The sequence below is a fragment of the Acinetobacter sp. SH20PTE14 genome (assembly GCF_021391555.1).
Taxonomy (GTDB): domain Bacteria; phylum Pseudomonadota; class Gammaproteobacteria; order Pseudomonadales; family Moraxellaceae; genus Acinetobacter; species Acinetobacter amyesii.
Genome location: NZ_CP090067.1, coordinates 1791730 through 1817057, shown reverse-complemented (window position 1 = coordinate 1817057; position 25328 = coordinate 1791730). Strand labels below are relative to the sequence as shown.

The following is a 25328-nucleotide window of genomic DNA, read 5'->3' as shown; positions in this document are numbered from 1 at the left end:
CCTTAACCATTCATCACTGCAATAAGTTCAATCGAGATATCTTGGAAGCCAGCTGGTATGTAAACGCAGATGGATTCAGAATCAAGCATACGTTGATACAAATCATTATTTGGCTCAACTTCAAAATAACTCACACCTGAACGTACCGGAATTGCTGTTGGCACTTGCATCATATGTTGCAATGGTACAGCAGGTAAGGCCGCCATGACTCGCTGTTCAACATCGACAGTATTGCCGACTTTAAAGCGCAGCGGTACATAAGAAATAATGTCATGTGTAGGCATCACGCTACTTGAAACAGCTAGATACAGGCGCGAATCGCGAGTAATTTTGTCACTTTCAAGACTGCCAACCCAGTAGGATTGACGGGTTTCTTTCAAGTTAATACTGATATATCGATTTGAAATAATCGTATCGAGCAACTCACGTAAAATCACATCTAATTGAGCAAAACTTTCTTGCAAATTATGATGTTGATACTGTGGAAGCTGATCTACTTCGTAAGCTGTCGAGAAGGTGAGCAAGGAACCTGTCAGACGTAATAATTCAAAATACAAACGTTCAGGATGAATCATTGGATATTGCAATAAATGGTTTAATGTTGCATGCGCAGTATTTAGCGCATTAACCAACCAAAACGACACAATATCGCCTGAACGGAATTCAATTAACTTTTGTTCGTTTTCACGATTATTCGATTGAATGGTTTTAATTTTAGCCTTGATGATATTGAGCGTTCGTTTGAGCCCAGTTATCAGCGAATCACACGAACTAATATGTAATATTGGTGGGATAAATTGATAATCTAAGACAAAATTACCTGAACTTTGGCGCTTGATTCGGCCTATAGGCATGTAAAGAAAACCATCAAGATTGTGCTGTGGTTCTTGGCCTAATTCAAAGATTTTAAACTCTGCACGGCGGCGTAATAAAGTGATTTCAGCAGCCGTCGCATCTGTAAACAAATCATGAGTTTCAGTCAAATGTGAATGATAGCGACTCGATTGGGTATTTTCTTCAAAATTGACGTTTCGTTTATTCGGTTGAACAATCGGTAATGCTAAATAAATTTGCATTTCACCGCGTAAATTTAATGAATCAAGTAGTACAGGCTCAGGTAATAAATCTTGTGCAGGTGCTTGATAAATCTCACCATCTTGCCAAATCATTTCGACTTTATTCAAAGCTAATGTGTTGGTACTGAGTTGCGATTCATCAAAAATTAAACTTTGAATACCATAAGCGAACGGTATCGTTGCGCGAACCGTATGGTTTAAACGCTGTTCATGATAAGCATCTTGTAATTGAAAGTGTTGTGGGCGTAAAAATAATCCTTCACCCCATAAAATTTTTTCTGCTTTAAACATTGTTTTTACCAGTCGCTATTCGATTCATTGCTTTGTTGCTGAACACCTAACATTTCTTGTACAGCTTCAAGAGGGTTTTCATCCTTAATCACATGAGTTAACCATTCATGTAGAGGCATTTGTGACCATTTAATGGTTTTTTGCAGCATATAACTGACAGGGCTATGCGGCTCATTCACTTGAAAATAGTCAGCAATATCTTGCAAGACTTTCATGGCTTGTTCACGATTTTCAAGATGATTTTGCACTTGAGGTTTAAACTGCTGTGTATGCTGTTGTTGTATTATTTGCATATCATTCTGCACGGAAGTTACAGTGGAAAGTGTCTGGCTTTCAATTGGAGAATTTGATTGAACCTGTTCAGCGCTCGATGAATTGATAAAAGCATCTGCTTTATAGATTTTTTTTAAGCTCAAGTGAATCATTTCGATTTGAGAGTCAATGCCAGCAAAGCTTGGCGCATCTAAACCCATCAAATCATCAAGAGTCGTTTTTAAGTTTTCCCAATGGTTTAAAATATCTAAAAACTGTTGGTAATACTGGTATTGAATTGATTTTGACGTATTGAACAAGGCATGTTCAAACTGTTCCATACCATTAAAAGACTCTTCTTGATCATCATCTTCATGGTTGGATTTACGTCTTTGGTTTTGAACATGAAGTAGTCGATCATAGTCGGATAGGGAATAAGCTGCCGCGCCATGAACGATTGAAACTGATTTAATTAATGTTGGGATTTGATTAATTATCCCTTGTAATAAACCTAGACGTTGATCAAGGTCATCATCTTCAATTTCAGGATGAAGTTGTAGCCAAAAGTCTTGCAAACTTTTTTGTGTAAGTTCAATCCCTTTGGCAATCCCTTCGAAACCATGAATGTGAGTCCACGCTTCAAGCAACCAACCATATAAGCGAATATCTTTTGTATGTTCGCGAAGTAGATCTGACGATTTTTGGTGCACAAAGCCCCAATCTGCCTGTTTTGGTTCTGCGATCCAGTCGCCTTGATCCAAGAGCGGGTCATCTTGTGTTTTAGCTTTTTTAATTGCATGAAAATCATTTGAAAATGAAAAATCACTACCGCAAGGTAAATCATCCGTAATCGGTTGCAATAAAGCGTCGAGCTCTAAACTCATATTCTACATCGTTCCTAACTTATGCTTCTAAGGTTTTAGTCTTTTTGCTGCTGCGTTTTTTCGCAGGTTTACTTTTAGGATCTAAAACATAAATAATTTCATCGTCTTTGACATCGATTTCAATGACTGATGGAATCTTTTGTTCACTCATCGCCATCAACAATTCAGTGGCTAAAGCAGGTAAGACCGTCGCATTTAAAATGTTGTCGACATTACGCGCACCACTATCGACCTCAGTACAGCGACTTAATAATAATTCGACTAAATCATCGGTATAACGTGTTTGCGTACCATATTGTTTTTCAATACGCGCGGTGATTTTGCCTAATTTATGCTGAATAATGCGTACGAGCAGATCATCGTGCAATGGGAAATACGGCACAATACGCATACGACCTAAAAATGCCGGCTTAAATTGTTTATATAAAGCTGGTTTTAATACATCTAGAAGTTCTTCTGCTGACGGCCATTCTTCTACTGGCTGATTTAAACAAGCCTGCATAATGGCACTAGAGCCAGCATTTGAAGTCAGCAGGATAGTGGTATTTTTAAAGTCAATAACACGACCTTCACCATCTTCCAAAGTACCTTTATCGAATACTTGGTAGAATAGCTCTTGAACATCGCTGTGTGCTTTTTCAATCTCATCGAGTAAAACCACACTATATGGGTTACGGCGAACTGCTTCTGTCAGTACGCCACCTTGGCCATAACCGACATAACCTGGAGGAGCACCTTTTAAAGACGACACGGTATGTGCTTCTTGATATTCAGACATGTTAATGGTGATTAAATGAGACTCACCACCATATAACTCGTTTGCTAACGCAAGTGCAGTTTCGGTTTTACCCACACCACTTGGGCCAACCAGCATGAAAACGCCTTGAGGTTTATTTGGATCTTCCAATTTTGCCTTGGAGGTTTTAATGCCTTGTACCAGTTGATGCAGTGCATAATCTTGACCCATCACACGTTGTTCTAACTGTGCTTCAAGCTTCAAAATTTGCTGAATTTCATCATTAACCATTTTACCAACAGGGATGCCGGTCCAGTCTGAAATGATTTCATTAATAATTTGAGCATTTACACGTTCAAAAACCAGCGGCGTTTGACCTTGTAAAGTTGCCAGTTGGTTACGAATATTGCTTAAAGTTTCAATATTTTCTGGTTTTTGCTCGGACTCTTGTTCAAGCGTTTTAATCTGTTGAACGATTTCGAGTTCTTTTTTCCACTGCGTTTCTGTCGACTGAATTTCTTGTTCAAGCGCGGATATTTGTGTTTTTACACTTTCAATGCGTTCGTGGTGAATAGGAATATTCTTATGTTCATTTTCAAGAATCGCCAATTCAAGCTTCAAATTATGTAATTGAGCTTGAAGTTGATCCAATTTTACAGGTTGTGCATTTTGCGTTAAAGCTACACGTGCAGAAGCCGTATCTAAGACACTTATCGCTTTATCAGGTAATTGACGGCCAGTGATATAACGGTGTGATGCATGGACTGCAGTAACGATAGCTTCATCGTCAATTTGTAAATTGAAATGTTTTGCCATCACGGGAATCATGGCACGTAGCATATCGATTGCGACTTCTTCAGTCGGTTCTTCAACCTGAATTACTTGGAAGCGTCGGCTTAATGCGGCATCTTTTTCAAAATACTGCTTATATTCAGCCCATGTGGTTGCGGCAATGGTTCTTAACTCACCACGTGCAAGCGCCGGTTTTAACAGGTTTGCTGCATCATTTTGACCTGCTTGACCACCCGCACCAATCAACGTGTGTGCTTCATCAATAAATAAAATGATTGGATGTGCAGAGGCTTGAACTTCATGAATGACTTGTTTTAAGCGATTTTCAAATTCACCTTTAACACTGGCACCCGCTTGTAGTAAGCCCATATCTAAAGTATGAATGCTGACATTTTTTAAAGCATCTGGAACTTGGTTGGTTGCAATTTTTAATGCAAGACCTTCAACAACGGCCGTTTTACCAACACCAGGCTCACCCGTTAAAATCGGATTGTTTTGACGACGACGCATCAAAATATCGAGCATTAAGCGGATTTCAAACTCACGACCAATCACAGGATCAATGCCACCATTTTTAGCTTTTTCAGTAAGATTAATGGTGTATTGGTCTAGAGCTGGTGTTTTAACTGGCGTAGTTGCATTCGTTTGTGCTGCTGATTTTTCATCTGGTGATGCAGTTGCTAAATCTTCATTTTCAATGCTTTTTAGGCAAAGATCTAAAAATTTATGTTTAATCGTATCGATAGGTAATAAATCGAATAGAGAAGAAGCTCTTGCTGCGATTTGGTATAAATCTGGCGCGGTAAGCAGTGCAACAAGTAAATGACCACTACGAATTTGTGGATTTTGTTCAGCGGATGCTAATAACCAAGCTTGTTCAAGTAAGCGCACAATGGATTGGGCAAAAATAGGGGTGCGCGTATTTCCTTTTGGTAGTTGAGCAATACTTTCTTTGAGGTCATCTGCCAAACCGTCTGCAGAAACTTTGTATTTTTCTAAGAGTATTTGGAGGTCATTTTTATTGTTATAGGTTAATAATTCGAGTAAAAAATGTTCAATTTCGATTTCATAATTTTGCTGTGAAATACATGTATTGGCTGATTTTTCGAGTGAAATGCGGGCGTGAGGTGAAAGTTTAGTAATTAAAACTTTTAAATTATTCATAAATAACTCATCAAATTTAGAATCCACAGTACGAAATTTTACAAGTTTGACTGTGATCTCTTTTTTCTTGCTATAAAAATAAAAACTTTAAAATCAACACTTTATATATTATTAGTGTCTTGCTCTAGGCGATATAATACAGACTAAATAAAAAAAGGAAAAAGATTTTTTTATAAAATGAAACAAAAAAAAACAAATAGTCGACAAACTTTGGAGTATTTAGCACATTTTTGTATTGACTCTATGTGCTTATTTTTTGTTAAATCTGCAGCATATTTTTAATTTTGATAAATGAAGAGAAAACCCACGGGAAAATAAGTGGTGATTTCTCCACATAAATTAAGTTTTAGCACGTAGAAATACAGAGGCAATTTTGAATAAATTTAGTGTTTTATTACCTATAATTTTAGCAGCCAGTTTAACACAAACCGTTTTTGCAAAAGATAAAGCGGCATCTGTGAAAAAATCCTGTTTAAAGGATTATCCACTGGCAGTAGGTGATACAGATCCAGAGATTATTGGTTTTTATAATCAGTTATGTGACAAAAAGAATAAGAAAAATGAGAACTTAAAAAATGAAATTTTTGTAGATATTGCCAAAAAATATCAAGCTAATGGTTACAATTTAAAAGCATTGCAAGCGGTCAATCTGCTGCGAGAAAAGAACTATCAGTCGCCTGAACTTACTGATGTCACTTTTTTAGCAGGTATCGCTATTTCTTATAATGCGCTGAATCATATGCGGAGTAATGAAAATCGTACTCTAGATGAACAGACCTATTCTCCTGCCAAAGTGTTGTCGGATAATATTCGTTATATTCAGCCGACGATTGATAAATTTACGTCTACTGCAGCAGATGTTCGTGAAAAAAGCACTGAATCTTCGAGCAATGTGAAATCTAAACAGACGATACCTACTAAAAAACGAACCAATACAGCGTCTACCAAGCCTAAACAAACGACTACAGCAGCAAGTAAAAAGAAAACCACCACGACAGCAAAACCGCAGACTACAGCGAAAAAACCTGCTACTGGTGGTTCACCTTTCGATACATTGAAAAATAAATAACAAGGAAAAGCACTCATGGCAAAACGTGAAAGTGTACAGAAAAAACTTCAACGAATTCGTCCTCCTCGTGTTCAATTGACTTACGATGTTGAAGTTGGCGACGGTAAAGAAATTAAAGAATTACCATTCGTTGTTGGGGTGTTAGGTGATTTCTCTGCGGCATCTGAAGTAGAGAAAACCAAATTAAAAGACAAGAAATTCATTAATGTTGATTTAGATAATATTGATGAAGTAATGGAGTCTTTAGCGCCACGTGCTAATTTTCAAGTTGAGAATACCTTGACTGAAGACGGTGGAAAAATGTCGGTAGATCTTACATTTAAGAGCATGGCTGATTTCACTCCAGAGCAAGTTGTACAACAGGTTGATCCATTACAAAAGTTAGTTGCCGCGCGTGAGCGTCTGTCTGACTTGCGTAATAAAATTTCAAATAATGAACGCTTAGAAGATTTACTGGATGAAGTGTTACATAACACTGATCAAATTCGTAAGTTGAGTGTGGAGGCAGAAAATGAGTAATTTTAATACTGCAACTGCTGCAAACCTTGAAGCAACTGAAGAATATTCGCTTTTAGATTCAATTGTTGAACAAAGTCGTATTGCGCGTACAGATCAAGAACATGATCGTGCAAAAAGTCTGATCGGTGAACTTGCCAAAGAAGTCATGGCAGGTACCATCACCGTTTCGGACAATATGACTTTATCAATTGATAAGCGTATTGCTGAAATTGATGCGTTGATTTCATCTCAGTTAAGTAAAATTATGCACCATGCTGAATTTCAAAAAATTGAATCGACATGGCGTGGTTTGTATTATTTCTGCCAAGAAACACCTTCAAATTCTTTAACAAAAATTCGTATGTTAAATACGACGAAAAAAGAATTGATTAAAGATTTCCAAGGTGCGACCGATTTTGACCAAAGCACGTTGTTCAAAAAAATCTATGAAGAAGAATATGGATCATTCGGTGGTGCGCCTTATGCAACATTGATTGGTGACTTTGAGTTTGACCGTACTCCATCTGATATGTATTTGCTTGAGCAAATTTCACATGTCGCTGCGGCTGCACATGCACCGTTTATTTCGGCTGCTAGCCCGAATATGTTGGGACTAGAGTCTTTTACTGATATTGATCGTCCGCGTGATGTATCTAAAATCTTTGAAACAGCAGAATATGTACAATGGCGTTCATTCCGTGAAAGTGACGATGCACGTTATGTTGCGTTGACCATGCCACGTGTATTGGGTCGTTTGCCATATGATCCAAAAGAAGGCATTGCCACTGAAGGATTTAACTTCGTTGAAGAAGTTTCAGGTGAAAATCATAATGAATATTTATGGATGAACGCGGCTTATGCCTTTGGTACGCGTTTAACCAATGCATTTGATATGCATGGTTGGTGTGCTGCGATTCGTGGTGTAGAAGGTGGTGGTTTAGTTGAAGGCTTGCCTGTCCATACGTTCAAAACCAATGATGGCGAAGTGGTCTTTAAATGCCCAACTGAAATTGCCATTACTGACCGTCGTGAAAAAGAACTGAGTGACCTTGGTTTTATTCCGTTGGTACACTGCAAAAATACGGATTACGCAGCATTTTTCGGTGCGCAATCGACGCAAAAACCTAAAAAATATGATAGCGATACAGCAAATGCCAACTCTGCATTGTCTAGCCAGATCCAATACATCATGGCAGTTTCACGTATTGCACATTATTTAAAAGCAATGATGCGTGACAAAGTGGGTAGTTTTGCATCAGCGGGTAATGTTGAAACCTTCTTAAATGAATGGTTATCGCAATATGTATTACTCGATGATGGTGCATCTCAAGAAGCTAAAGCTCAGTATCCATTGCGTGAAGCTTCTGTAAAAGTTGTAGAAAATCCAGCTTTGCCTGGTCACTACAAATCTGTGGTTTTCTTAAGACCACATTTCCAGTTGGATGAGTTGTCTGTTTCATTACGACTTGTGACCGAGTTACCTCAGTCCTCAAATTAATTTTGGGTCAACACTATAATAACTTTAAATAAATAGGTATTCAGAACAATGAAAGATATATACATTCAATTTCGTGGTAAGTACAAAGTAGACGGCGAATCTCGTGATGCAGAGCACAAGAGTTGGTTAGAAGTAAACTCTTGGACGCATAACATCCGTCAACCTAAATCTGCGACTTCTTCAAGTGTGGGTGGTCACACTGCAGAACGTGTAGAGCATTCTGACATGGTTTTTGTTAAAGATTTAGACGCGACAAGCCCTAAACTTTGGGAAGCATGTTCAGCAGGTTATACATTTGATGAAGTTCAAATTGATTTCTACCGTGCGAATGGCGACAAACGTATTAAATATCTTCAAATCAAACTGAAACATGTGTTGGTTTCTAGCGTGACTCCAACTGTAAATGATGAAGGTGTTCCACACGAATCATTTGGTTTGAAATATGCTGCAGTAGAGTGGACATATAACCAACAAGATATTAACGGTACTGCGAAAGGTGCTGTTACTAAGAAGTGGTCATTATCTAACAACACTGCTTCATACGCAGCGTAATAGATGGATTCAGATAGAGGCTAACTTGGGTAGCCTCTATTTTCATTTTTTTAAATATTTATAAGAAGATATGAATCTTGATCAGCTTTATCCTTATGGTTTTAGAACGACATTATTTGACCGCTTATTACCAGCTGATGCTCAGCAGACTCAAGGTCTGTCTTTGCAAGAACTTCGTGAATCTGTTGCTTCCGATTTAGAGGATCTCCTCAATAGTCGTGTGGCAAAATTAGATGAACTGATTGATGACTTTCCATTAGCAAAAAAGTCTATTTTGCAATTTGGCATTATCGATTTTGTGGGCTTATCGACAGCAAATCCATCGGATCGCGACAAAATTTGCCAGTCAATTGAGCAATCGATTGCTGCACATGAACCGCGTTTAAAACAGATTCGAGTCGAAATGCTCATGGATGGCCATAATATGGGGGCACTATGTTTAAGTATTCAGGCATATTTAAATATTCATCCTTTATACGAACCAGTTATTTTTGATGCCTTATTAAAACCAACAACACAACAATATGTTATTTCTCCAAGAGCTTAATGAAGTGGGTTATCTGTGATTGAAGAGCTGTTACCGTATTACGAAAAGCAACTACAGGAATTTGGACAACAGTCCCGTGAGTTTGCCAGTAAATACCCCAAAATCGCCCAGCGTTTGTCATTAAACCAAGAACAAATAGATGACCCGCATATTGAGCGTTTAATTCAAGCCTTTTCTTTAATTTCTGCACGGATTGATAAAAAACTTGCAGATAGTTATGACGTTTTTACCCGATCAATTTTTGAGGTGATGTTTCCTCAATATTTAAAACCATTTCCTGCATGTTCTGTAGTAAGCTTCGAAGATATTAATAAAATTAAGCAATTAACAGATCGACACGTTATTCCAAAGGCAACCAGTCTAAAAGCCAAAAGTACGCGTGGTGTTCAATGTGAATATCAGACGGTGCAAGAAGTCACATTATTACCGATTCAATTAAAACAGCTCAATTTTAAAACTCATCCATCGGCACATATGCATTTAAATCAAAATGCTACATTGAGCTTAGGATTTGAAATATTTTCAAATAAGCACGCTTTACTCAAAAATGAAACTTTACCGATCTTTTTAGATGCCATTTCTAATTTTCCTTTGCAGGTTTTAGATAGTATTTTTAAATCAACTACAAGTTTTTCGATTCGTGTGGGGCAGCACATTTTTGATATTGCCAATCCATTTGAAATTATGGGCTTTGATGAAGTTCAAAGTGTTCTACCTATCGATCAACATACACATCATGCATATCGTTTACTGATGGAATATTTTTGTGTTCCTGAAAAATTCAATTTTTTAAATCTAAATCTAGATTTCATTAAGTTTTTAAGTTTAGAACATAGTGAATTTGATGTTCAAATGCACTTTAAACTCAATTTAAATGATCAAGCAGCGATTCGAAATTATTCTGAATTAAATGCTGCAAATTTTAAATTGTTTGCTACACCAATTGTTAATCTTTTCAATAAACAAGCAGAGCCGCAAAAGATTAATCATAAGCGAATGGAATATCCATTGGTGACAGATGCACACCATCCTGAATATTTTCAAGCCTATAGCATTTTAAAAATGAATATGGTGCGTGAAAAAAGTAACCAAGATGAAGTGTATTATCCGGTACTGCCTTTTTTTGCAATGAGTCATTATCATCAGGATAAAGTCCAGTTTTTTTATAGTTTAAATCCGCAGCAGATGAAGAATAAACATCAGGAATTAAACTATTCAATCATATCTCGTGCTTTAGACCCACATAGCACTCAGTCCGATTTTATTAGTACTGAACTACTATGTAGTAATCGTGAGTTACCTTACGAAAGTTATAATAAAGATCAGAATGCATTAACTCTGAATGATAGTAATTTGGCCCGTCGTGCCCTGATGCTCAAACGACCGTCGTTACCGTATTATTTTGAGCAAAATAAACAAGAACAGTGGCGGGTCATTTCCCATTTATCTTTGAATAATATGTCTTTAATGAAAGGCGATGCGGTCTCTCATATTAAAGAACTTTTGGAATTGTATAATTTACCTAAATCGAAAGAAAACCAAATTATTATCGACTCCATAAAAAAGATTCAGTTTTCTACCACGCAAAAACTTGTGGATAGTAAACCATTTCCATTATTTGTCAGAGGTTTAAAAGTACAGCTCGATATTGATGCGGATATATTTAGAGGACATAGCCTGTATATATTTAGTCAATTGCTGGCCCATATCTTTAATTTAAAAGTCAATATGAACAGCTTTGTCGATGTCTCGGTTTTTGATGCAAATAGTCAACAGGAGTTATACCAATGCGTGCAGAACGTTGGTGGCAAGAAAGCTCTGTAATTGACGGACTTTTCCAAGAACCGAAAGCCTACGAGTTTGTTCAAGCCACTCGTTTGTTAAGACATGCACCTTATGGAGCGGCTCAAGTCCATTGGGCAAATGACTTTGAGTTTAATAGTTCACTAAATCTGAACTTCCCGAATACTGAAATTGAAAGTTTAGAGTTCAACGATGAGAAAGTTGAACTGACAAATTTAATGGTGGGTTTAACGGGTATTCAAGGTGCATTACCTTATAGCTATACCAATAAGATTAAGCTCAGCGGGCGACATCAGCGACAGGAAACACAAAAGTTTTTAGGGCTGTTTAATCATAAATTAACAGCACATTATGTTGATGCCAGTTTAAATTATCATTTACCTATTCGTTATGAAATCGAGCAGGATAATCACTATCTTGATATTTTACATGCATTAAATGGTTATATCCGTAGCCAGCATGATCAGCCAGATTTAGATGATTATTTTGCTGAATTCTCAGGTTTAATGCAGGGGCAAAACAATACAGCTTATGCATTAAAAACCATGCTGAATTGTATCTTTAAGCAGAAATTTGATATTCGAGAATTTATCCCTGAAACTTTTGTATTTGAAGAAGATCAGAGAACATGTTTAGGTGGATCTCAGCCGAGCTTATTGGGGCTGAATACTTTTTGTGGTGAGAAGATTCAACAGATTGACGAAAAAATTGAAATCGTGATTGGACCTTTAAATCATGAAGATTATTTAACATTTTTACCGAATCAGGCACGCAGCCTAAAATTAAAACAAATGATTCAAACTTGGTGTAGTCCAACATTAATGGTGGATGTGCGCTTAATTTTACAAAAAGAAGAAATAAAACCGGTGTGTTTAAATTCTTTGAGCGGAATTGGTTTAGCTCAGGGAGCATTTTTACAGCCGAATAAACAGGTCGATAATACAGAAACCTGTTATGCCTTAATGGGGAATGCAAAATAATGCTGAAATTAATAATTGGAACCTTTAGTACGCTTTTTGTTTTGTGTACTGCTTTCGTGATTTTTTACTGGCGAGATACAGGCTATGATCCGACGGCTTTCGATTTAGTCACATACTTTTTACTTCTTCCTTTAGCTTTATGTGCAATTATTTTGTCGCCTTATTTGCTTTACAAGGGCATTCAACATCAAAAAGAAAAAAAACTTGAAGCTGAAAAACGTGCAGAAGAACAAGCTGAGCAACAACAACTTGAGGCCATTGAACAAGCAAAACCGAAGCCTATTGATGTACAGCAATTTCGTTTAAATGTTTATTCTTCAGCGGCTTGGCATAGTTTTGGTGAAAACGAACAAATTATCCAAGATATTCAACAATTCAAAAGTCCTGAACTCGATGATAAGTTATTTAATGCATACGGTTTGCCTGTTCTTTCATTTCGAATCAAAGATTTAGATGAACTCACTAATGAAGAAGCAGAGGATGAATATAGTGCCATCACCATGCGTGAAAAACGAATCCAGTCACTTATTCAGCAACAACTAGAGCAACACGTTGAAAGTCTATTTTTAATTGCTGAGCATCTGAAGCAATCAGCACTCTTTTATGATAGTGAATTGGCATATCAGTACCGTATGCATCCGGGTTGGGTGGATCCAGATTATACGCAAGATGAACATCCAGAACATTTGGCGAACAATGCACAGCAAGTTTCACGTTTAAATCGTTTAAATGTCCATATTTTGCTTGCTGATAATTTGATTCATCAATGGAATGATGATTATGCTCAAATTATTCAGCAGTATCTATCTGACGGATTTTCGATCATTCCCGAACAAATTCATATCGAGCCACATTTTATCGGCACTCAAGTCGCTTATTCAGAATGGTTAAGCATTTTAGAGATGATTTCAAAACAAAAGTTTGAAGTCAGTTTGATTCTCAATGCTGACTCTGAAATCGACCAAGAATGGATTGATGAAAAGATGTGGTTACAAGAAAAATACATTGCTGCAGAGTTTGCATCGAGTTGGTGTTTGGCTGCTTCAGATGTTCAAGTTCGAGGTTTAACTCCAAATAAAGTGCTACAAGTGGTGGCACATGAGCCTGAGTTGAAACGTAATTTAGAGCTTAAAGCACTGAATAATTTAGATCAGTATGATCAAGAACAACCCTTTTTATTGATGTTAGATGATGCAACGGATATGAAAGTGGTGAAAAAATTACAGTATAAATTTAATGAAACCGCGATTGAAACCTATCATTTTTTATATACAAAACAGAATCTTGGAAATACCCAGCAATTGGCAAAAATTTTTGGATTCATGTTGGGTATGCACTTGCCAGAAGAGTTAACTGCCATGATTTATAGCACAGACCAAGAATCGACATTTGCTTTTATTCAAGCATTTTCAGTAGAAGATGAACTTGAACAAGAAACTGTTTAATTAGAATTAAGACGAAATTGAGAACATTGTGAACACACTATTTTATACGATCCTCGGTTATGTTTGGCAGTACGTCACCAATCCTAAAGCGATGGTGGCTTTGTCATTTTTTGTGGCCATTGTGGCTATGCATAATTCGATTCCACAAAAGACTTTTTACATTGTGGTTGCTGTTTATATTCTCGGATTAATTCTGTGGGGTATTTATGAATTAGTGCAGCATTATCGTCATAAACAGCAAGGCGAAGAGCTGGCTGAGGCGATTGCCAAAGATAATGAAGCTGAATACGGCAAACAAAAGAATAAAGAAGAACTTGCGCTGATCAATCAGCAAATGAAAGACTCGATTCAACTTATCCGTAAATCAAAACTCGGCGACAAAAAGGGTAATGCAGCCCTATATGAATTACCTTGGTACATGGTGATTGGTAACCCAGCAGCGGGTAAAAGTTCAGCGATTTATAATTCTGGTCTTAGATTTCCATTTGAAGAAACTCATCAGAAAATGGTGTCGGCAGGTCTAAGTGGTACTCGTAACTGCGATTGGTTTTTCTCTACAGATGGTGTCTTACTCGATACCGCAGGTCGATATTCTGTTTATGCCGAAGACCATTCAGAATGGTTAGGTTTCTTAAATATTCTCAAAAAAAACCGTTCTAAAGCACCAATTAACGGTTTAATCGTGATTGTTTCTGTGGCGGAGCTTGTTAGTCAAAGTCCTGAAAAATCAATCAAATTAGCCAAAAACTTACGCGCACGTATACAGGATTTGACGGAACGTTTAGAAATTTTTGCGCCAGTGTATATCGTTTTTTCAAAAATGGATTTGATTGCTGGCTTTACAGAATTTTTTGATTGTTATGATAAGGATGAATTTGATCAAGTTTGGGGTGCAACACTACCTTATGATCCAGACTCATCCGAACATGCTGTTGAGATGTTCGAAAAGCATTATTCAATTTTATATGATGGTTTGAAGAGCGTCAGTACTACGCACTTGAGTCGTCGTCATTCGCAAAATATTTCTCCAAGTGTAATGACATTTCCACTTGAGTTTAAAAGTTTAAAGCCAGTGCTCAAAACTTTTATTGGTACGTTGTTTCAAGACAACCCTTATCAGTTTAAACCGGTATTCCGTGGGTTCTATTTCACCAGTGCGTTGCAAGAAGGTGTGATTGAAAGTCCAATGACGGAGCAAATCGCTGAAGACTTTCATTTGGTGAAAAGTACGGATAGTGAGTTTGGCATTCCTACGAATTCTGTTTCGCAAGACCATGGTTATTTCTTAAAAGGACTCTTTTCAACCGTCATTTTAAAAGATAAAAATCTAGTTAAACAACATATCAATCCTGCACGTAAACGTCAGCGCTTTATGGCATTTATTGCTGCATTGTTATTGGTTGCTGTGGTGCTTGGGTTATGGGTTTGGTCGTATCGTAATAACCAACAACTCGTGGCGGAAGTTCAAGCTGACTTAGACAAAGTTGTGCAAATGGAAAGCCGTAGCGGAAGTGAGCTTTCGACTCAATTGGATGCATTGCTGATATTACAAGGGCATTTACAGCAGCTCGATCATTTTGATGAAGATCGTCCTTTGAAATATAGCTTTGGTTTATACCAAGGGAATAAAATTCGTGAAAAACTCAAAGTTGAGTATTTACGAGGTATTCAACAAATTGTATTAGCACCATCTCAGCAAAATATGGCGCAGTACTTACAACGTGTCAAAGCCAATGAAGCGACGTTGAAAGAAAATCACGTCAATGTGCAAATTACTCAAGCGGTGAAATCAAATCAGCCCTATTTAGAACCATCGGATACTAACCCTCAGGATGCATATAATGCACTGAAGGCGTATTTGATGATGAGCAATCATAAATATATGGAATCGAGCCATTTGAGTGACCAGGTTACTCGTTTCTGGCGTTCGTGGTTAGATTCAAATCGTGGTCAAATGCCACGTGGGGAAATGATTCAAAAAGCCGAACAAGTTTTATCTTATGCGATGACTTTAGCTGCTGATCCTGCGTTTCCGCAAATGGAATCTGATCCTTTATTGGTAGATCAAACACGTCAATTATTGACGGCTGTTACCATGGGTATTCCTGCACGTGACCGCGTTTATAATGAAATTAAAATGCGTGGTTCGGTACGTTTCCCTGCGGTGACAGTGAAGCAAATATTAGGTGAAACAGGCCAAAACAGCATGTTGGGTAGTTACGCCTTGCCGGGTATCTTTACTTACCAAGCTTGGAATGATTATGTAAAAGATGCGATTAACCAAGCTGCGAATAATCCGACGGATACTCAAGATTGGGTACTCAATACCAATCGTTCTGATGACCTGACGTTTAGTGGTAGTCCAGATCAGATCAGTAAACAGCTAACCGAACTTTATAAGCAGGAATATATCGCTGAATGGCGTAAATTCTTAAATGCTGTGCATTATGGCAAAGGCGCAGATGTCGCTCAGCAGTCACGTTTTATCGATATTTTAGGTGAACCTGAGAATTCGCCAATTCGTAAAGTGGTGGACCGTATTGCGAAAGAAACCAGTTGGGATAATCCAATTGTTCAAGCAGAACTGGCTGCGCCTCAGAAAGGTTTTATTGCGTGGTTTAAACGTAAAGTCCTCAGCCGTGATGATGCGCAGCAGGCACAGCAAGTTGCTTCTAAAGCCGGTCAAGGTGTTATTGCAAAAGAATTTGATGTGTTCTATCAACTAGTTCGTAAGCGTGATGATCAGCAAAACAAATCTATTTTAGATGAATACATGCTGTCTTTGAGTCAAGTACGTAGTAAGTTCAATGATTTGAAGAGTGGCGGTGATATGGGACCTGCAAGCATGACATTGGTGAAACAAACCATCAATGATCAAAGCTCAGTCTTTAATAGCACACAAAAATTTGTGGATGAAAAAATGTCTGTGGGTCTGAATGAATTAGACCAGCAGTTGATTCAAAAGCTCTTTATGCAGCCGGTGACCCAGTCATTTGAAGTATTACTGATCCCAGCTCAAAACGAAATTAATAAGTTATGGGCAATGCAAGCGTATCAACCATTTACAACCAATCTTGCACCTAAATATCCATTTAATAGCAATGCTACTTTACAAGCGACCAGTAATGAAATTAGCCAAATTTTTGGTGAAAACGGAAGTATCGCTCGCTTTGTAAAAGAATATTTGGATCCATTGGTGATTCGTCGAGGCTATACCTTAACCACGAAAACATGGAAAGATTTGGGCATTGGTTTAAATCCACAATTTGTAGCGAACTTCCAACGCTATGTTGCGCCAAGTAATGGCGTTGCTACAGGGGAATTGAGTCAAGCAGCACCTGCGGCAACCAATCAATCGAACTTCCAGTTCTTCCCATTAGAAAATACACAGTTGCTTTCATATACCATTGATATTGATGGTCAGCGTATGGTGTATGAAAACGGTGTTCAGCAATGGGTGAACTTCGTTTGGCCAAATAAAGGGGCAATTCCGGGTGCACGTATTACTGCAATTGACTTGGAAGGTCAAACGCATACGATTTTTGATGAGCCGGGTGAATATGGTATTAACCGATTGGTTGAAGGCGCTCAGCGTACACAAAATGGTAATTCATTTGAAATGGTGTGGCGTAGCAAACAAAATCCAAAAGTGTTTGTTAAAGTAAATTTCCGTTTAATTAGTGGTAACGCATCTGGCCCAACTACAGGTTCAGGCTATTCAGGTATGACTCTTGTTGATCAAGTGGTGACGAATAAAGGTGTTCGTGTCGTCGCAGCGCAAACGATGCCTGCAGGACAAGCGCCTGTAGCGCCACCAGCGACTTCACCGATGAGTGTTGTACAAGGAACAGCAACACCATGATGATGAATTTAAAAATGAGAGCGGTGGCATTCGTGCAAAAGAACAAGGAGTGTGACGATGTATGAAGTGAGAACGACACCGCTGTATTATGGAAAATGTCCAGCTCGTGGTGACTTCTTAAAGAGCCGTGAACAATATTCACTGATTCAGTTAATCGATCAGTGGATCACGGAGGCGCTTGAGTTCGCTATGCGTTCAGACAATTTTAATGCAGCGTATAACTCACTGCCTTCATTAGATTTCTTTATTGCCAGTCCAAAAGATAAGCGTTTTTTGGTTGCCAATTTGATTAGTAGTGAAGACAGTTCAAAGCGTCAATTTCCAATGGTGCTCGCTCATCTGCTAGAAATCGATGATCCTTTCGATAATATTTTGTATGCACCATATCGTTATAAACAAACCTTAATTGACTTATATCAGCGTAACCGAGTGATGCGTTCTATTCGCGATCCCGATATTTTGCTCGATAAATTAGGCAAACTGAATAACGAAATCCAAGTGTTCGGAACAGAAGAAACCTCTTCTTTTTATGAGCACCATACTTTGCATTCATTTGCACGTTTATTGAATTTTACGCCTTATCAGTTGGCGCAAAGCATGATTGGTCTCGGTTTGCTGCTACAACCGATTATTCATCAGGGCACGTCTAGGTTGAATAAAGTGCTGATCTTACCAATCAATAATATTAGTTACTGCTATGAAATCGCGGCTTTTTGGGTCAATTTGATTAGTCGCTTTGTCGAAAACCAAGATGCTGAGTTACTCATTAGCATCCTACACAGTGATTCACCTGTTTTACTGTTTGGTTTTCAAGGTGCTGATATTACTGCACTCAGTGATGTTTTCACCCAAAATATGCAAAGTGATCATTGGGTTTCCCTGATCGATGCCAGTTGGATTGATCCTTATCTTGAACAAAATGCAGGCTTAGCCGTTTTGGAACAGTCTTTGAGTGAGCGTCAGATCAGCCTTATTCATGGCATTAAACTTTTTAGACAGACTTTTATAGAAGAATAATGATGCAAAGAATCTTACCAATGTTGCCCAAATTTCTTGCGAGTGTGTGCATTTTAGGCTGTTCGGCTTTGCTCTGGGCAGAGCCTATTGTGATTGAAGGCGCTGTACCGAATGAAGCAACCAAGCAAGAAATATTAAATAAAGCCTATTTGACTTATGGTCAGGCAAATGTGGTTGATAAAATTCAGGTTCGAGCGGTTACTGCACCCAATGGTTGGGGCAATAGCGTAAGCCAGATGATTAATGATGACTTAAAGAAAGTAAAACAGGGGAAACTCTCTGTACGCGGAACGCAAGTCGATTTAAGTGGAAAGATGTCAAATCAAGATGATATCCAACCCACGACCACCAAGTTTCAGTCTTTGGTCACAGCACCTTTTCGTTTCAATGCACAGCTTTCTGTCAATCAGGCTGAACAGGCCATTATTGATGCGGCTTTACGTAATCGTATTATTGAATTTGAATCTGGAAGCGCGATTTTAGCACCATCTGGGGTACAGATCTTAGATGAAATGGTTATCGCACTGAATCGCGTCGGTGGGAAAAAAGTACGAATTATTGGTCACACAGACAGCTCAGGGAATCCTGAGAAAAACTTAAGTTTAAGCCAAGATCGTGCTAATGCAGTTAAAAACTACCTGATTTCAAAGAATATTGCGGCGGCGAACTTAAGTACTGAAGGGATGGGCTCAAATAAGCCTGTAGCAGACAATGCTACGCCTGAAGGTCGTAAGAAAAACCGTCGTATTGAGTTTGAAGTGCTGTAACTATTTCAACTTAACTAAAACGGCTAATGCAACGAATGAACCCAGTGTATCTAGACTGGGTTTTTTTATACCAATTGACTCAGTCGATTATTTGATAACTGAAAACGACATTTTTAAAGCAGCAGTGTTATAACTAAATAAGACTATATTTTGAATAGGTCTAAAGCTTTAATTTTTGCATTTTATACCACTAAAGCATTCATATTTTGAGCAATAAAACAGTGGATTCTAAAATCAATTAAGGTTAAAACATAAGAATCAGTTTTGGATATGCGTTTCATATCTACTGCTTTCAACCTTGTCGATAAAGAATAATCACTTTTGACATGGTACAAAGTTTTAAAAAATCTGCAAGACAGTGCGGAAAAACAACAACTCAATATGGATGAATGTGGGAGCAAAGAATGCTTGGTAATATGATGTTTAAACCGCTTTTGATTAGTAGCATGATTGAACATGCGGGTCGCTATCATGCGGATAGTTTAGTCATTTCAAAAAATACAGACACAACGATTACGAAAACCACTTGGGGTGTAGTCCATAAAAATTCAAAACGATTTGCCAATGTTCTTGCATCACTCGGTTTAAATTTAGGGGATCGTGTTGCGACCATCGCTTGGAATAACCACCGTCATTTAGAGTCTTGGTACGCTATTTCAGGTAGCGGCTATGTTTGTCACACCATTAATCCGCGTTTATTTCCAGAACAATTAATTTTTATCATCAATGATGCCGCAGACCGCGTCATGTTATTTGATAAAACCTTTTTGCCTTTAATCAAAGCAGTAAAACCACTATTAAAATCTGTTGAACATTTTATTTGCTTAGATGCACCAGATGCAGCAATTGTCGAAGCGGTGCCAGATGTGAAGTTTTATGACGAACTTATCGCGGGGCAATCTGCAGACTATACATGGCCAGAATTAGATGAATTATCGGCTAGTTCTTTATGTTATACCTCGGGTACCACAGGCAATCCTAAAGGTGTGTTGTATAGTCATCGTTCAACAGTCTTACACAGTTATGCGATTTGTATGCCAGATTCATTAAATATCTCAGCGAGAGATATTATGATGCCTGTTGTGCCGATGTTCCATGTCAATGCATGGGGTACGCCATATGCTGCGGCTATGGTGGGTTGCACCTTAGTGCTGCCAGGCCCAGGTTTAGATGGAGCAAGCCTGACGCAAATGATTGATGATTATAAAGTATCTGTTGCATTGGGTGTTCCAACGATTTGGCAGGGATTAATCAATGCTGCGCAGCAAGCGGGCAGTCAGCTCCAAAGTTTAGTGCGAAATGTGGTTGGTGGATCTGCTTGCCCACCTGCGATGTTGAAAGTCTTTAAAGAACAATTTAACTGTGAAACGATTCATGCTTGGGGGATGACTGAAACCAGTCCATTAGGTTCTTCAAACCAGTTTAAAGCCAAACATTTATTATTATCTGAAGAAGAACAATTACAAGTAAGATTGTCTCAAGGTCGTCCACCATTTGGGGTCGATTTACGTATTACCGATGAAGAAAACGGTACACACGAAGTTGCACGTGATGGCGAAACGACGGGTAATTTGCAGATCCAAGGGCATTGGATTATTGGCAATTACTTTGGCAAAACAGAATCTGCATTAACCTCAGATGGTTGGTTTGATACCGGGGATATTGCAACCCTGAACGAAGATGGTTTCTTAAAAATTAGTGACCGTTCAAAAGATTTGATCAAATCGGGCGGTGAATGGATTTCTTCCGTTGAGTTAGAAAACTTGGCTATGGGACATCCTAAAATTGCTATGGCGGCAGTGATTGCAGCGACCCATCCGAAATGGGATGAGCGTCCTGTATTAATTGCAATTAAAAAGCCAGATGTCGATTTATCTGATACAGAAATTTTGGATTATTATGCAGATAAAGTTGCTAAATGGCAGGTGCCAGATAAAGTGATTTTTGTGGATGCTATTCCTTTGAGTGGAACAGGTAAAATGCTGAAAAAAGATCTACGTGAGCAATTTGGTGCTGTATTACTAGAAAGCTAACTTGATGTAAGTCACTAACTAAATGTTGGTAAAGTGCAAAACGCAAAGGTAACATGCCTTTGCGTTTTTTATAAAAAATTATCTTTCGATACATACCTAGTTCTTAATATCAGGTTTTTAAATAAATTTTTTTCAACGAATCTATAACCAAGTTCAATGAATAATCTAGCCGTGTTGGGTCGCATTCAATTCAATAAAAGCGTAAATTGATGAGGCATCCACCGTTAAATCACCTTTCTTATGTTTCCAGTTTGGATCTTATTCACTTTAATGGCTGCTTTTATGCAGTCATGGCGCAATGCATTTCAAAAACAACTCAGTACCACTGTTGATGTGTATGGTGTCACCCTTGCTCGGTTTATTTTTGGGCTCCCATTTGCCTGCATTTATTTATTTGTGCTGTACCAACAACAGCCTGTGAGTCAGGTAACCACATTTACACCTATGTTTTGGGTCTATGTGGTGATTGCAGGACTAAGTCAAATTTTAGCGACGATTTTAATGGTCTTACTTTTCAAACAAAAGAATTATGCCATCGGCGTCGGTTTAGCGAAAAGTGAAGCCATATTTGCGGCCATTGTTGGGGTGATTTTCTTAAGTGAACATTTAAGTTTATTTGGTTGGATTGGTGTTTTGGTTGGTGGTGTTGCCGTTTTTCTTTTAAGCAAAGGTTCTCAACGACAAAAATTATCTCTGCCAACGTTATGCATTGGTGTAGGAAGTGGATTAAGTTTTGCAATTACCTCTTTATTGGTTCGTGAAGCCAGTTTAGAGCTAAGTGATTTACCGACTTTGCATCGTGCGGCGTGGGTGTTGTTGAGTGTAATTGGCTTTCAATGTGTGATTATGCTGCTGTACCTCAGTCTATTTAGCCGCAAAACGCTCATTGCCATGTGGGAGAGAGTCGGTCTGACCTTTCGCGTTAGTGTCTGTAGCTTTCTAGCGTCCTTGGGCTGGTTTACTGCTATGAGCATGCAAACGGTTGCGATTGTCAAAACCCTAGGTCAAATCGAAATCTTATTTAGCCTCTTAATCTCTGCATATTTCTTTAAGGAAAAACTCGCAAGAACCGATCATTGGGGATTAGCCCTTGTGGTGATTGCTGCGATTATGGTGATTTGGGCTTAATGTGTGCTTTAAACAGACATGAAGGTAAAAAAGTCCGAATTTAAGTCAGATTTTCGAATATTTTTTTAATTAAAAGATGAGAAATATTTGATGTCCACTAGGATATTTATCATGGAATTGTTTATGATTTAAAGTATGACTAAACTTTGAACATGATTGAAAATGCTCAAGTTGTTCAATTTATATGTTTTTTTCAAATTTTAGCGTTAAATTTTTATATTATTTTTTATTTATATTGCCAAAATAAACAATGTATTGATGGGAGGGCTTAAATTTGGAAATACTCATACAAACATTATCCTTCCCAGCGTTGTTAACTATTTTAGCTTCGGCTTTAGGCTGTGGATTGCTCATCGGTTTGGAGCGTCAACGTAACAACAATTTGGACAGTGAACAGAGCTTTGCCGGTTTACGCTCATTTACCATTTGTGCGCTGTTTGGAGCATTGTGTTTTTTAATCCATTTAGCTGTTGGTGTAATCGGTGCAATTGTCGTCAGTATGTTTAGCTATTATGGATTAAGCCAGCAAAAACAAGATATTGGCACAACCACAGAACTTGCTTTTGTTATGACCTATTTAATCGGCGCTGCTTGTGTATTTAATATTCCATTGGCTGCGTGTTTGGCTGTGGTGCTGACCCTCATATTAGTTGGAAAAAAAGGCTTACATCATTTTGCAGCGCATTGGATCAAAGACTATGAGTTAAGAGATGGAGTCTTTTTACTGGCATTGATCCTAATTGCCTTACCTTTAACTCCGAATCAAGCCTATTGGGGTTCAGTATTAAATCCCTATGTGATTTTAAAATTACTGATATTGATCTTGGTGGTGCAGTCATTAGCGCACATCGCCAAGCGGCTTCTATCTTCTGATAAAGCCATTATTTTATCGGCCTTGGCATCAGGTTTTGTGTCGAGCACAGCAACAATCGCAAGCTTAGGCATGGAAGTGCGAGCAGGAAAAGCCAGTGCCAAAAGTAATGCAGGGGCAGGACTTTTTTCATGTGTTGCGACATTGGTTCAACTTTTGATCATTGTCCTTGGGGTGAGTTTTGCCTGGTTTAAAATATTAGTTATACCAAGTATCGTCGGCATCTTGATATTGGTCCTTGCTGCGTTATATCTGATTTATGGCTCATCTCAGGTTCAGCATAATAAAGAGTCAGAACCTGAAATGCTTCGTGTAGAGGCGAATGAACCAGCACAGTTAGAAAAGACCGATAGTCGAATGTTTAGCTTAAAACAGGCGGCAATCATTGCCATCACGCTTACTTTGATCCAAGCACTTGTTTATGGATTAAATCTCGCTTTAGGTGATAAAGGCTTAATTTTAGGGACATTATTAGCATCACTCTTTGAAGTCCATGCAGCTATGGCAACCGTTGTGATGCAAGGTAATATCGATAATTTGACACTGGTTTATGCTGTGGTGATTGGATTATCAGCCCATGCAATTTCAAAATGTGTGAATGCATTTCTCACAGGCGGCTGGAAATATTTTCTATATTTTGCACCAACACAGTTACTTCATATGCTGTGCCTAATCGCGGTTTTGTTATTCCGTTTAAGATAAATGAGCCAAGTGACTGCTTCATATTATTCATGGCGCAATTGCATTAATTTGGCTTTTATTTGTGGCCAGCTGGTTGAAATCCAACATACCAGCGAACCGAATGTCACTAAAATGGCACCATGCCAAAAACTTAAACTCAGTGGTGTCTGTAAAATAAACATTGAAATAACCGAAGAAAAAATCGGACTAAAATACGATAAGGTCACCAATATCGTAATATTGCCTTTTATAATACCTACATTCCACGCTGCATAGCCCAATGCAGTCACGATGGACACGATTAACATATACATACCGGTATGTAAGTCTACGGTAGGCATTCGCGGAATACCGTGAAATATCAACATTTTTAGCCATAGTACAATGGTAATTACGACGAAAAAGAATGAAATAGGGTTATGTCCATGACTGTATTTACGTGTAATCACACAGTAGAGTGACCATAAACTAGCGCCCATAAAAGCAAGAAAATAGCTTAATGGATTGGACTGAATGTTGGTAAAGACTGTAGACCAGTTAAAACTTCCGTTAACAGTTTGGATTAAAATAATGCCGCCCAAACTAATGGCTAAACCAATGATTACGAAAAAGTTAAATTTTAATTCTTTAAATAATATTAACGCGGCAATTGTCAGACTCGGCCATAAATAATTGACCAAACTGATTTCAATCGCTTGTTGAGCTGTTTGAGCCAAAGCAATGGCATACGAAAAACACAACTCATAAATCACAAATAAAAGGGTGGCATATATCAAAAATTGGCGCGGAACCAGTTTAAGGTTTGGAATTTTAAATAAGAGCAATAGAATAATTGCGCTCAAGGTATACATAAAGAGCACAGCAAGATCAGGGCCAATACTGAAACTAATTTTCTTAAGTAAACCAACAATAGAAGACCATTGTAAGATTGCACTGAATCCAATCAGCGTTGCAAGATTTTTGGACATGATTGCTCGAAGATTTCGCAAATGGCGAATGAATTTTTAATTTTTATTATAGTCTTTATTCAGTCGTTTAGTATAAGCGTGAAATTATCAAACTCTATTTAATTAAAAAGATTTAGAGCTCGTCGTACGTCAAGAGCAGCATGGCGATGAACTAGGTTTAGGTTCTGGTTTATTAACACAAGATTTAAAACTTGGACAATGTATTCATGCCTATATTCGTGCGAATCCAAATTTTCACTTAGCAGAGGGCGTTAAGTCGGCAATTATGATTGGCAATGGCTCAGGAATGGCGGGTTTGCTTTCACATCTTTAGCAACGTGTCGCAACAGAGCACTATCAAAACTGGTTAATTTATGGTGAGCATCAACAAGATTTCGATGCAATTTTTGCTGATGAACTGCATGAATTACAAAA

The 25328-nt window shown here is 38.1% G+C and carries 18 protein-coding genes; 14 read left to right on the top strand and 4 right to left on the bottom strand.

Going from position 1 to position 25328, the window contains the following annotated elements:
• Positions 1 to 2: 2 nt before the first annotated feature.
• From tssK to tssH, 3 genes are read right to left on the bottom strand one after another with little or no spacing between them, the layout of a single operon-like run.
• Positions 3 to 1367 (bottom strand): type VI secretion system baseplate subunit TssK, encoded by a 1365-nt coding sequence (tssK, locus tag LXF01_RS09005; RefSeq protein ID WP_078190777.1) that lies wholly within the window; start codon positions 1365 to 1367, stop codon positions 3 to 5.
• A 5-nt stretch (positions 1368 to 1372) separates the two neighbouring features.
• On the bottom strand, positions 1373 to 2503 hold the full coding sequence (gene tssA / locus LXF01_RS09000; RefSeq protein WP_078193367.1) for a type VI secretion system protein TssA: 1131 nt from the start codon (positions 2501 to 2503) through the stop codon (positions 1373 to 1375).
• A gap of 19 nt (positions 2504 to 2522) precedes the next feature.
• Entirely contained in the window at positions 2523 to 5195 is a 2673-nt protein-coding gene (gene tssH / locus LXF01_RS08995) for a type VI secretion system ATPase TssH (RefSeq protein WP_233944135.1), read from the bottom strand.
• 373 nt (positions 5196 to 5568) lie between these two features.
• Here tssH and LXF01_RS08990 point away from each other — a divergent pair, with 373 nt between their 5' ends.
• The 14 genes from LXF01_RS08990 (at position 5569) to LXF01_RS08925 (ending at position 23967) form a co-directional block, all read left to right on the top strand.
• Positions 5569 to 6264 carry a hypothetical protein gene (locus tag LXF01_RS08990; RefSeq protein ID WP_233944124.1) on the top strand — a complete coding sequence of 232 codons (696 nt, stop codon included), beginning with the start codon at positions 5569 to 5571 and terminating at the stop codon, positions 6262 to 6264.
• A gap of 15 nt (positions 6265 to 6279) precedes the next feature.
• Positions 6280 to 6783 carry a type VI secretion system contractile sheath small subunit gene (gene tssB / locus LXF01_RS08985; RefSeq protein ID WP_078193364.1) on the top strand — a complete coding sequence of 168 codons (504 nt, stop codon included), beginning with the start codon at positions 6280 to 6282 and terminating at the stop codon, positions 6781 to 6783.
• On the top strand, positions 6776 to 8260 hold the full coding sequence (gene tssC, locus LXF01_RS08980) for a type VI secretion system contractile sheath large subunit (protein WP_168379480.1): 1485 nt from the start codon (positions 6776 to 6778) through the stop codon (positions 8258 to 8260). The genes tssB and tssC overlap by 8 nt, the downstream gene beginning before the upstream one ends.
• 48 nt (positions 8261 to 8308) lie before the next feature.
• Positions 8309 to 8812: an Hcp family type VI secretion system effector gene (locus LXF01_RS08975; protein WP_078190771.1), complete on the top strand. Its 504-nt coding sequence runs from the start codon at positions 8309 to 8311 to the stop codon at positions 8810 to 8812.
• A 70-nt stretch (positions 8813 to 8882) separates the two neighbouring features.
• Positions 8883 to 9359: a type VI secretion system baseplate subunit TssE gene (gene tssE / locus LXF01_RS08970; protein ID WP_078190770.1), complete on the top strand. Its 477-nt coding sequence runs from the start codon at positions 8883 to 8885 to the stop codon at positions 9357 to 9359.
• Between the two features lie 15 nt (positions 9360 to 9374).
• Positions 9375 to 11183, top strand: a complete 1809-nt coding sequence (tssF, locus tag LXF01_RS08965) for a type VI secretion system baseplate subunit TssF (RefSeq protein ID WP_180005371.1) — start codon at positions 9375 to 9377, stop codon at positions 11181 to 11183.
• Positions 11147 to 12142 carry a type VI secretion system baseplate subunit TssG gene (gene tssG / locus LXF01_RS08960; protein ID WP_233944117.1) on the top strand — a complete coding sequence of 332 codons (996 nt, stop codon included), beginning with the start codon at positions 11147 to 11149 and terminating at the stop codon, positions 12140 to 12142. The genes tssF and tssG overlap by 37 nt, the downstream gene beginning before the upstream one ends.
• A complete protein-coding gene (locus LXF01_RS08955) occupies positions 12142 to 13587 on the top strand; it encodes a hypothetical protein (RefSeq protein WP_233944102.1) in 1446 nt (481 codons plus the stop codon). The genes tssG and LXF01_RS08955 overlap by 1 nt, the downstream gene beginning before the upstream one ends.
• A gap of 28 nt (positions 13588 to 13615) precedes the next feature.
• On the top strand, positions 13616 to 17449 hold the full coding sequence (gene tssM, locus LXF01_RS08950; RefSeq protein ID WP_180059869.1) for a type VI secretion system membrane subunit TssM: 3834 nt from the start codon (positions 13616 to 13618) through the stop codon (positions 17447 to 17449).
• Between the two features lie 57 nt (positions 17450 to 17506).
• Positions 17507 to 18466, top strand: a complete 960-nt coding sequence (gene tagF / locus LXF01_RS08945; RefSeq protein ID WP_233944100.1) for a type VI secretion system-associated protein TagF — start codon at positions 17507 to 17509, stop codon at positions 18464 to 18466.
• 20 nt (positions 18467 to 18486) lie between these two features.
• Positions 18487 to 19233 (top strand): OmpA family protein, encoded by a 747-nt coding sequence (locus LXF01_RS08940; protein ID WP_228157211.1) that lies wholly within the window; start codon positions 18487 to 18489, stop codon positions 19231 to 19233.
• Between the two features lie 404 nt (positions 19234 to 19637).
• Positions 19638 to 21266, top strand: coding sequence for a long-chain-fatty-acid--CoA ligase (locus tag LXF01_RS08935; protein ID WP_233944092.1), 1629 nt, complete (start codon positions 19638 to 19640; stop codon positions 21264 to 21266).
• A 240-nt stretch (positions 21267 to 21506) separates the two neighbouring features.
• Entirely contained in the window at positions 21507 to 22394 is an 888-nt protein-coding gene (locus tag LXF01_RS08930; protein ID WP_180004521.1) for a DMT family transporter, read from the top strand.
• A gap of 274 nt (positions 22395 to 22668) precedes the next feature.
• Positions 22669 to 23967, top strand: a complete 1299-nt coding sequence (locus LXF01_RS08925; protein WP_233944085.1) for an MgtC/SapB family protein — start codon at positions 22669 to 22671, stop codon at positions 23965 to 23967.
• Between the two features lie 23 nt (positions 23968 to 23990).
• Here LXF01_RS08925 and yddG read toward each other — a convergent pair whose 3' ends face one another.
• Positions 23991 to 24914, bottom strand: a complete 924-nt coding sequence (gene yddG / locus LXF01_RS08920; RefSeq protein ID WP_233944072.1) for an aromatic amino acid DMT transporter YddG — start codon at positions 24912 to 24914, stop codon at positions 23991 to 23993.
• Positions 24915 to 25328 lie beyond the last annotated feature (414 nt).

Coding starts and splice junctions, on each gene's coding strand:
- tssK (WP_078190777.1), bottom strand. CDS start 1,367: ATGTTTAAAGCAGAAAAAATTTTATGGGGTGAAGGATTATTTTTACGC.
- tssA (WP_078193367.1), bottom strand. CDS start 2,503: ATGAGTTTAGAGCTCGACGCTTTATTGCAACCGATTACGGATGATTTA.
- tssH (WP_233944135.1), bottom strand. CDS start 5,195: ATGAATAATTTAAAAGTTTTAATTACTAAACTTTCACCTCACGCCCGC.
- tssB (WP_078193364.1), top strand. CDS start 6,280: ATGGCAAAACGTGAAAGTGTACAGAAAAAACTTCAACGAATTCGTCCT.
- tssC (WP_168379480.1), top strand. CDS start 6,776: ATGAGTAATTTTAATACTGCAACTGCTGCAAACCTTGAAGCAACTGAA.
- LXF01_RS08975 (WP_078190771.1), top strand. CDS start 8,309: ATGAAAGATATATACATTCAATTTCGTGGTAAGTACAAAGTAGACGGC.
- tssE (WP_078190770.1), top strand. CDS start 8,883: ATGAATCTTGATCAGCTTTATCCTTATGGTTTTAGAACGACATTATTT.
- tssG (WP_233944117.1), top strand. CDS start 11,147: ATGCGTGCAGAACGTTGGTGGCAAGAAAGCTCTGTAATTGACGGACTT.
- LXF01_RS08955 (WP_233944102.1), top strand. CDS start 12,142: ATGCTGAAATTAATAATTGGAACCTTTAGTACGCTTTTTGTTTTGTGT.
- tagF (WP_233944100.1), top strand. CDS start 17,507: ATGTATGAAGTGAGAACGACACCGCTGTATTATGGAAAATGTCCAGCT.
- LXF01_RS08940 (WP_228157211.1), top strand. CDS start 18,487: ATGTTGCCCAAATTTCTTGCGAGTGTGTGCATTTTAGGCTGTTCGGCT.
- LXF01_RS08935 (WP_233944092.1), top strand. CDS start 19,638: ATGCTTGGTAATATGATGTTTAAACCGCTTTTGATTAGTAGCATGATT.
- LXF01_RS08930 (WP_180004521.1), top strand. CDS start 21,507: ATGTTTCCAGTTTGGATCTTATTCACTTTAATGGCTGCTTTTATGCAG.
- yddG (WP_233944072.1), bottom strand. CDS start 24,914: ATGTCCAAAAATCTTGCAACGCTGATTGGATTCAGTGCAATCTTACAA.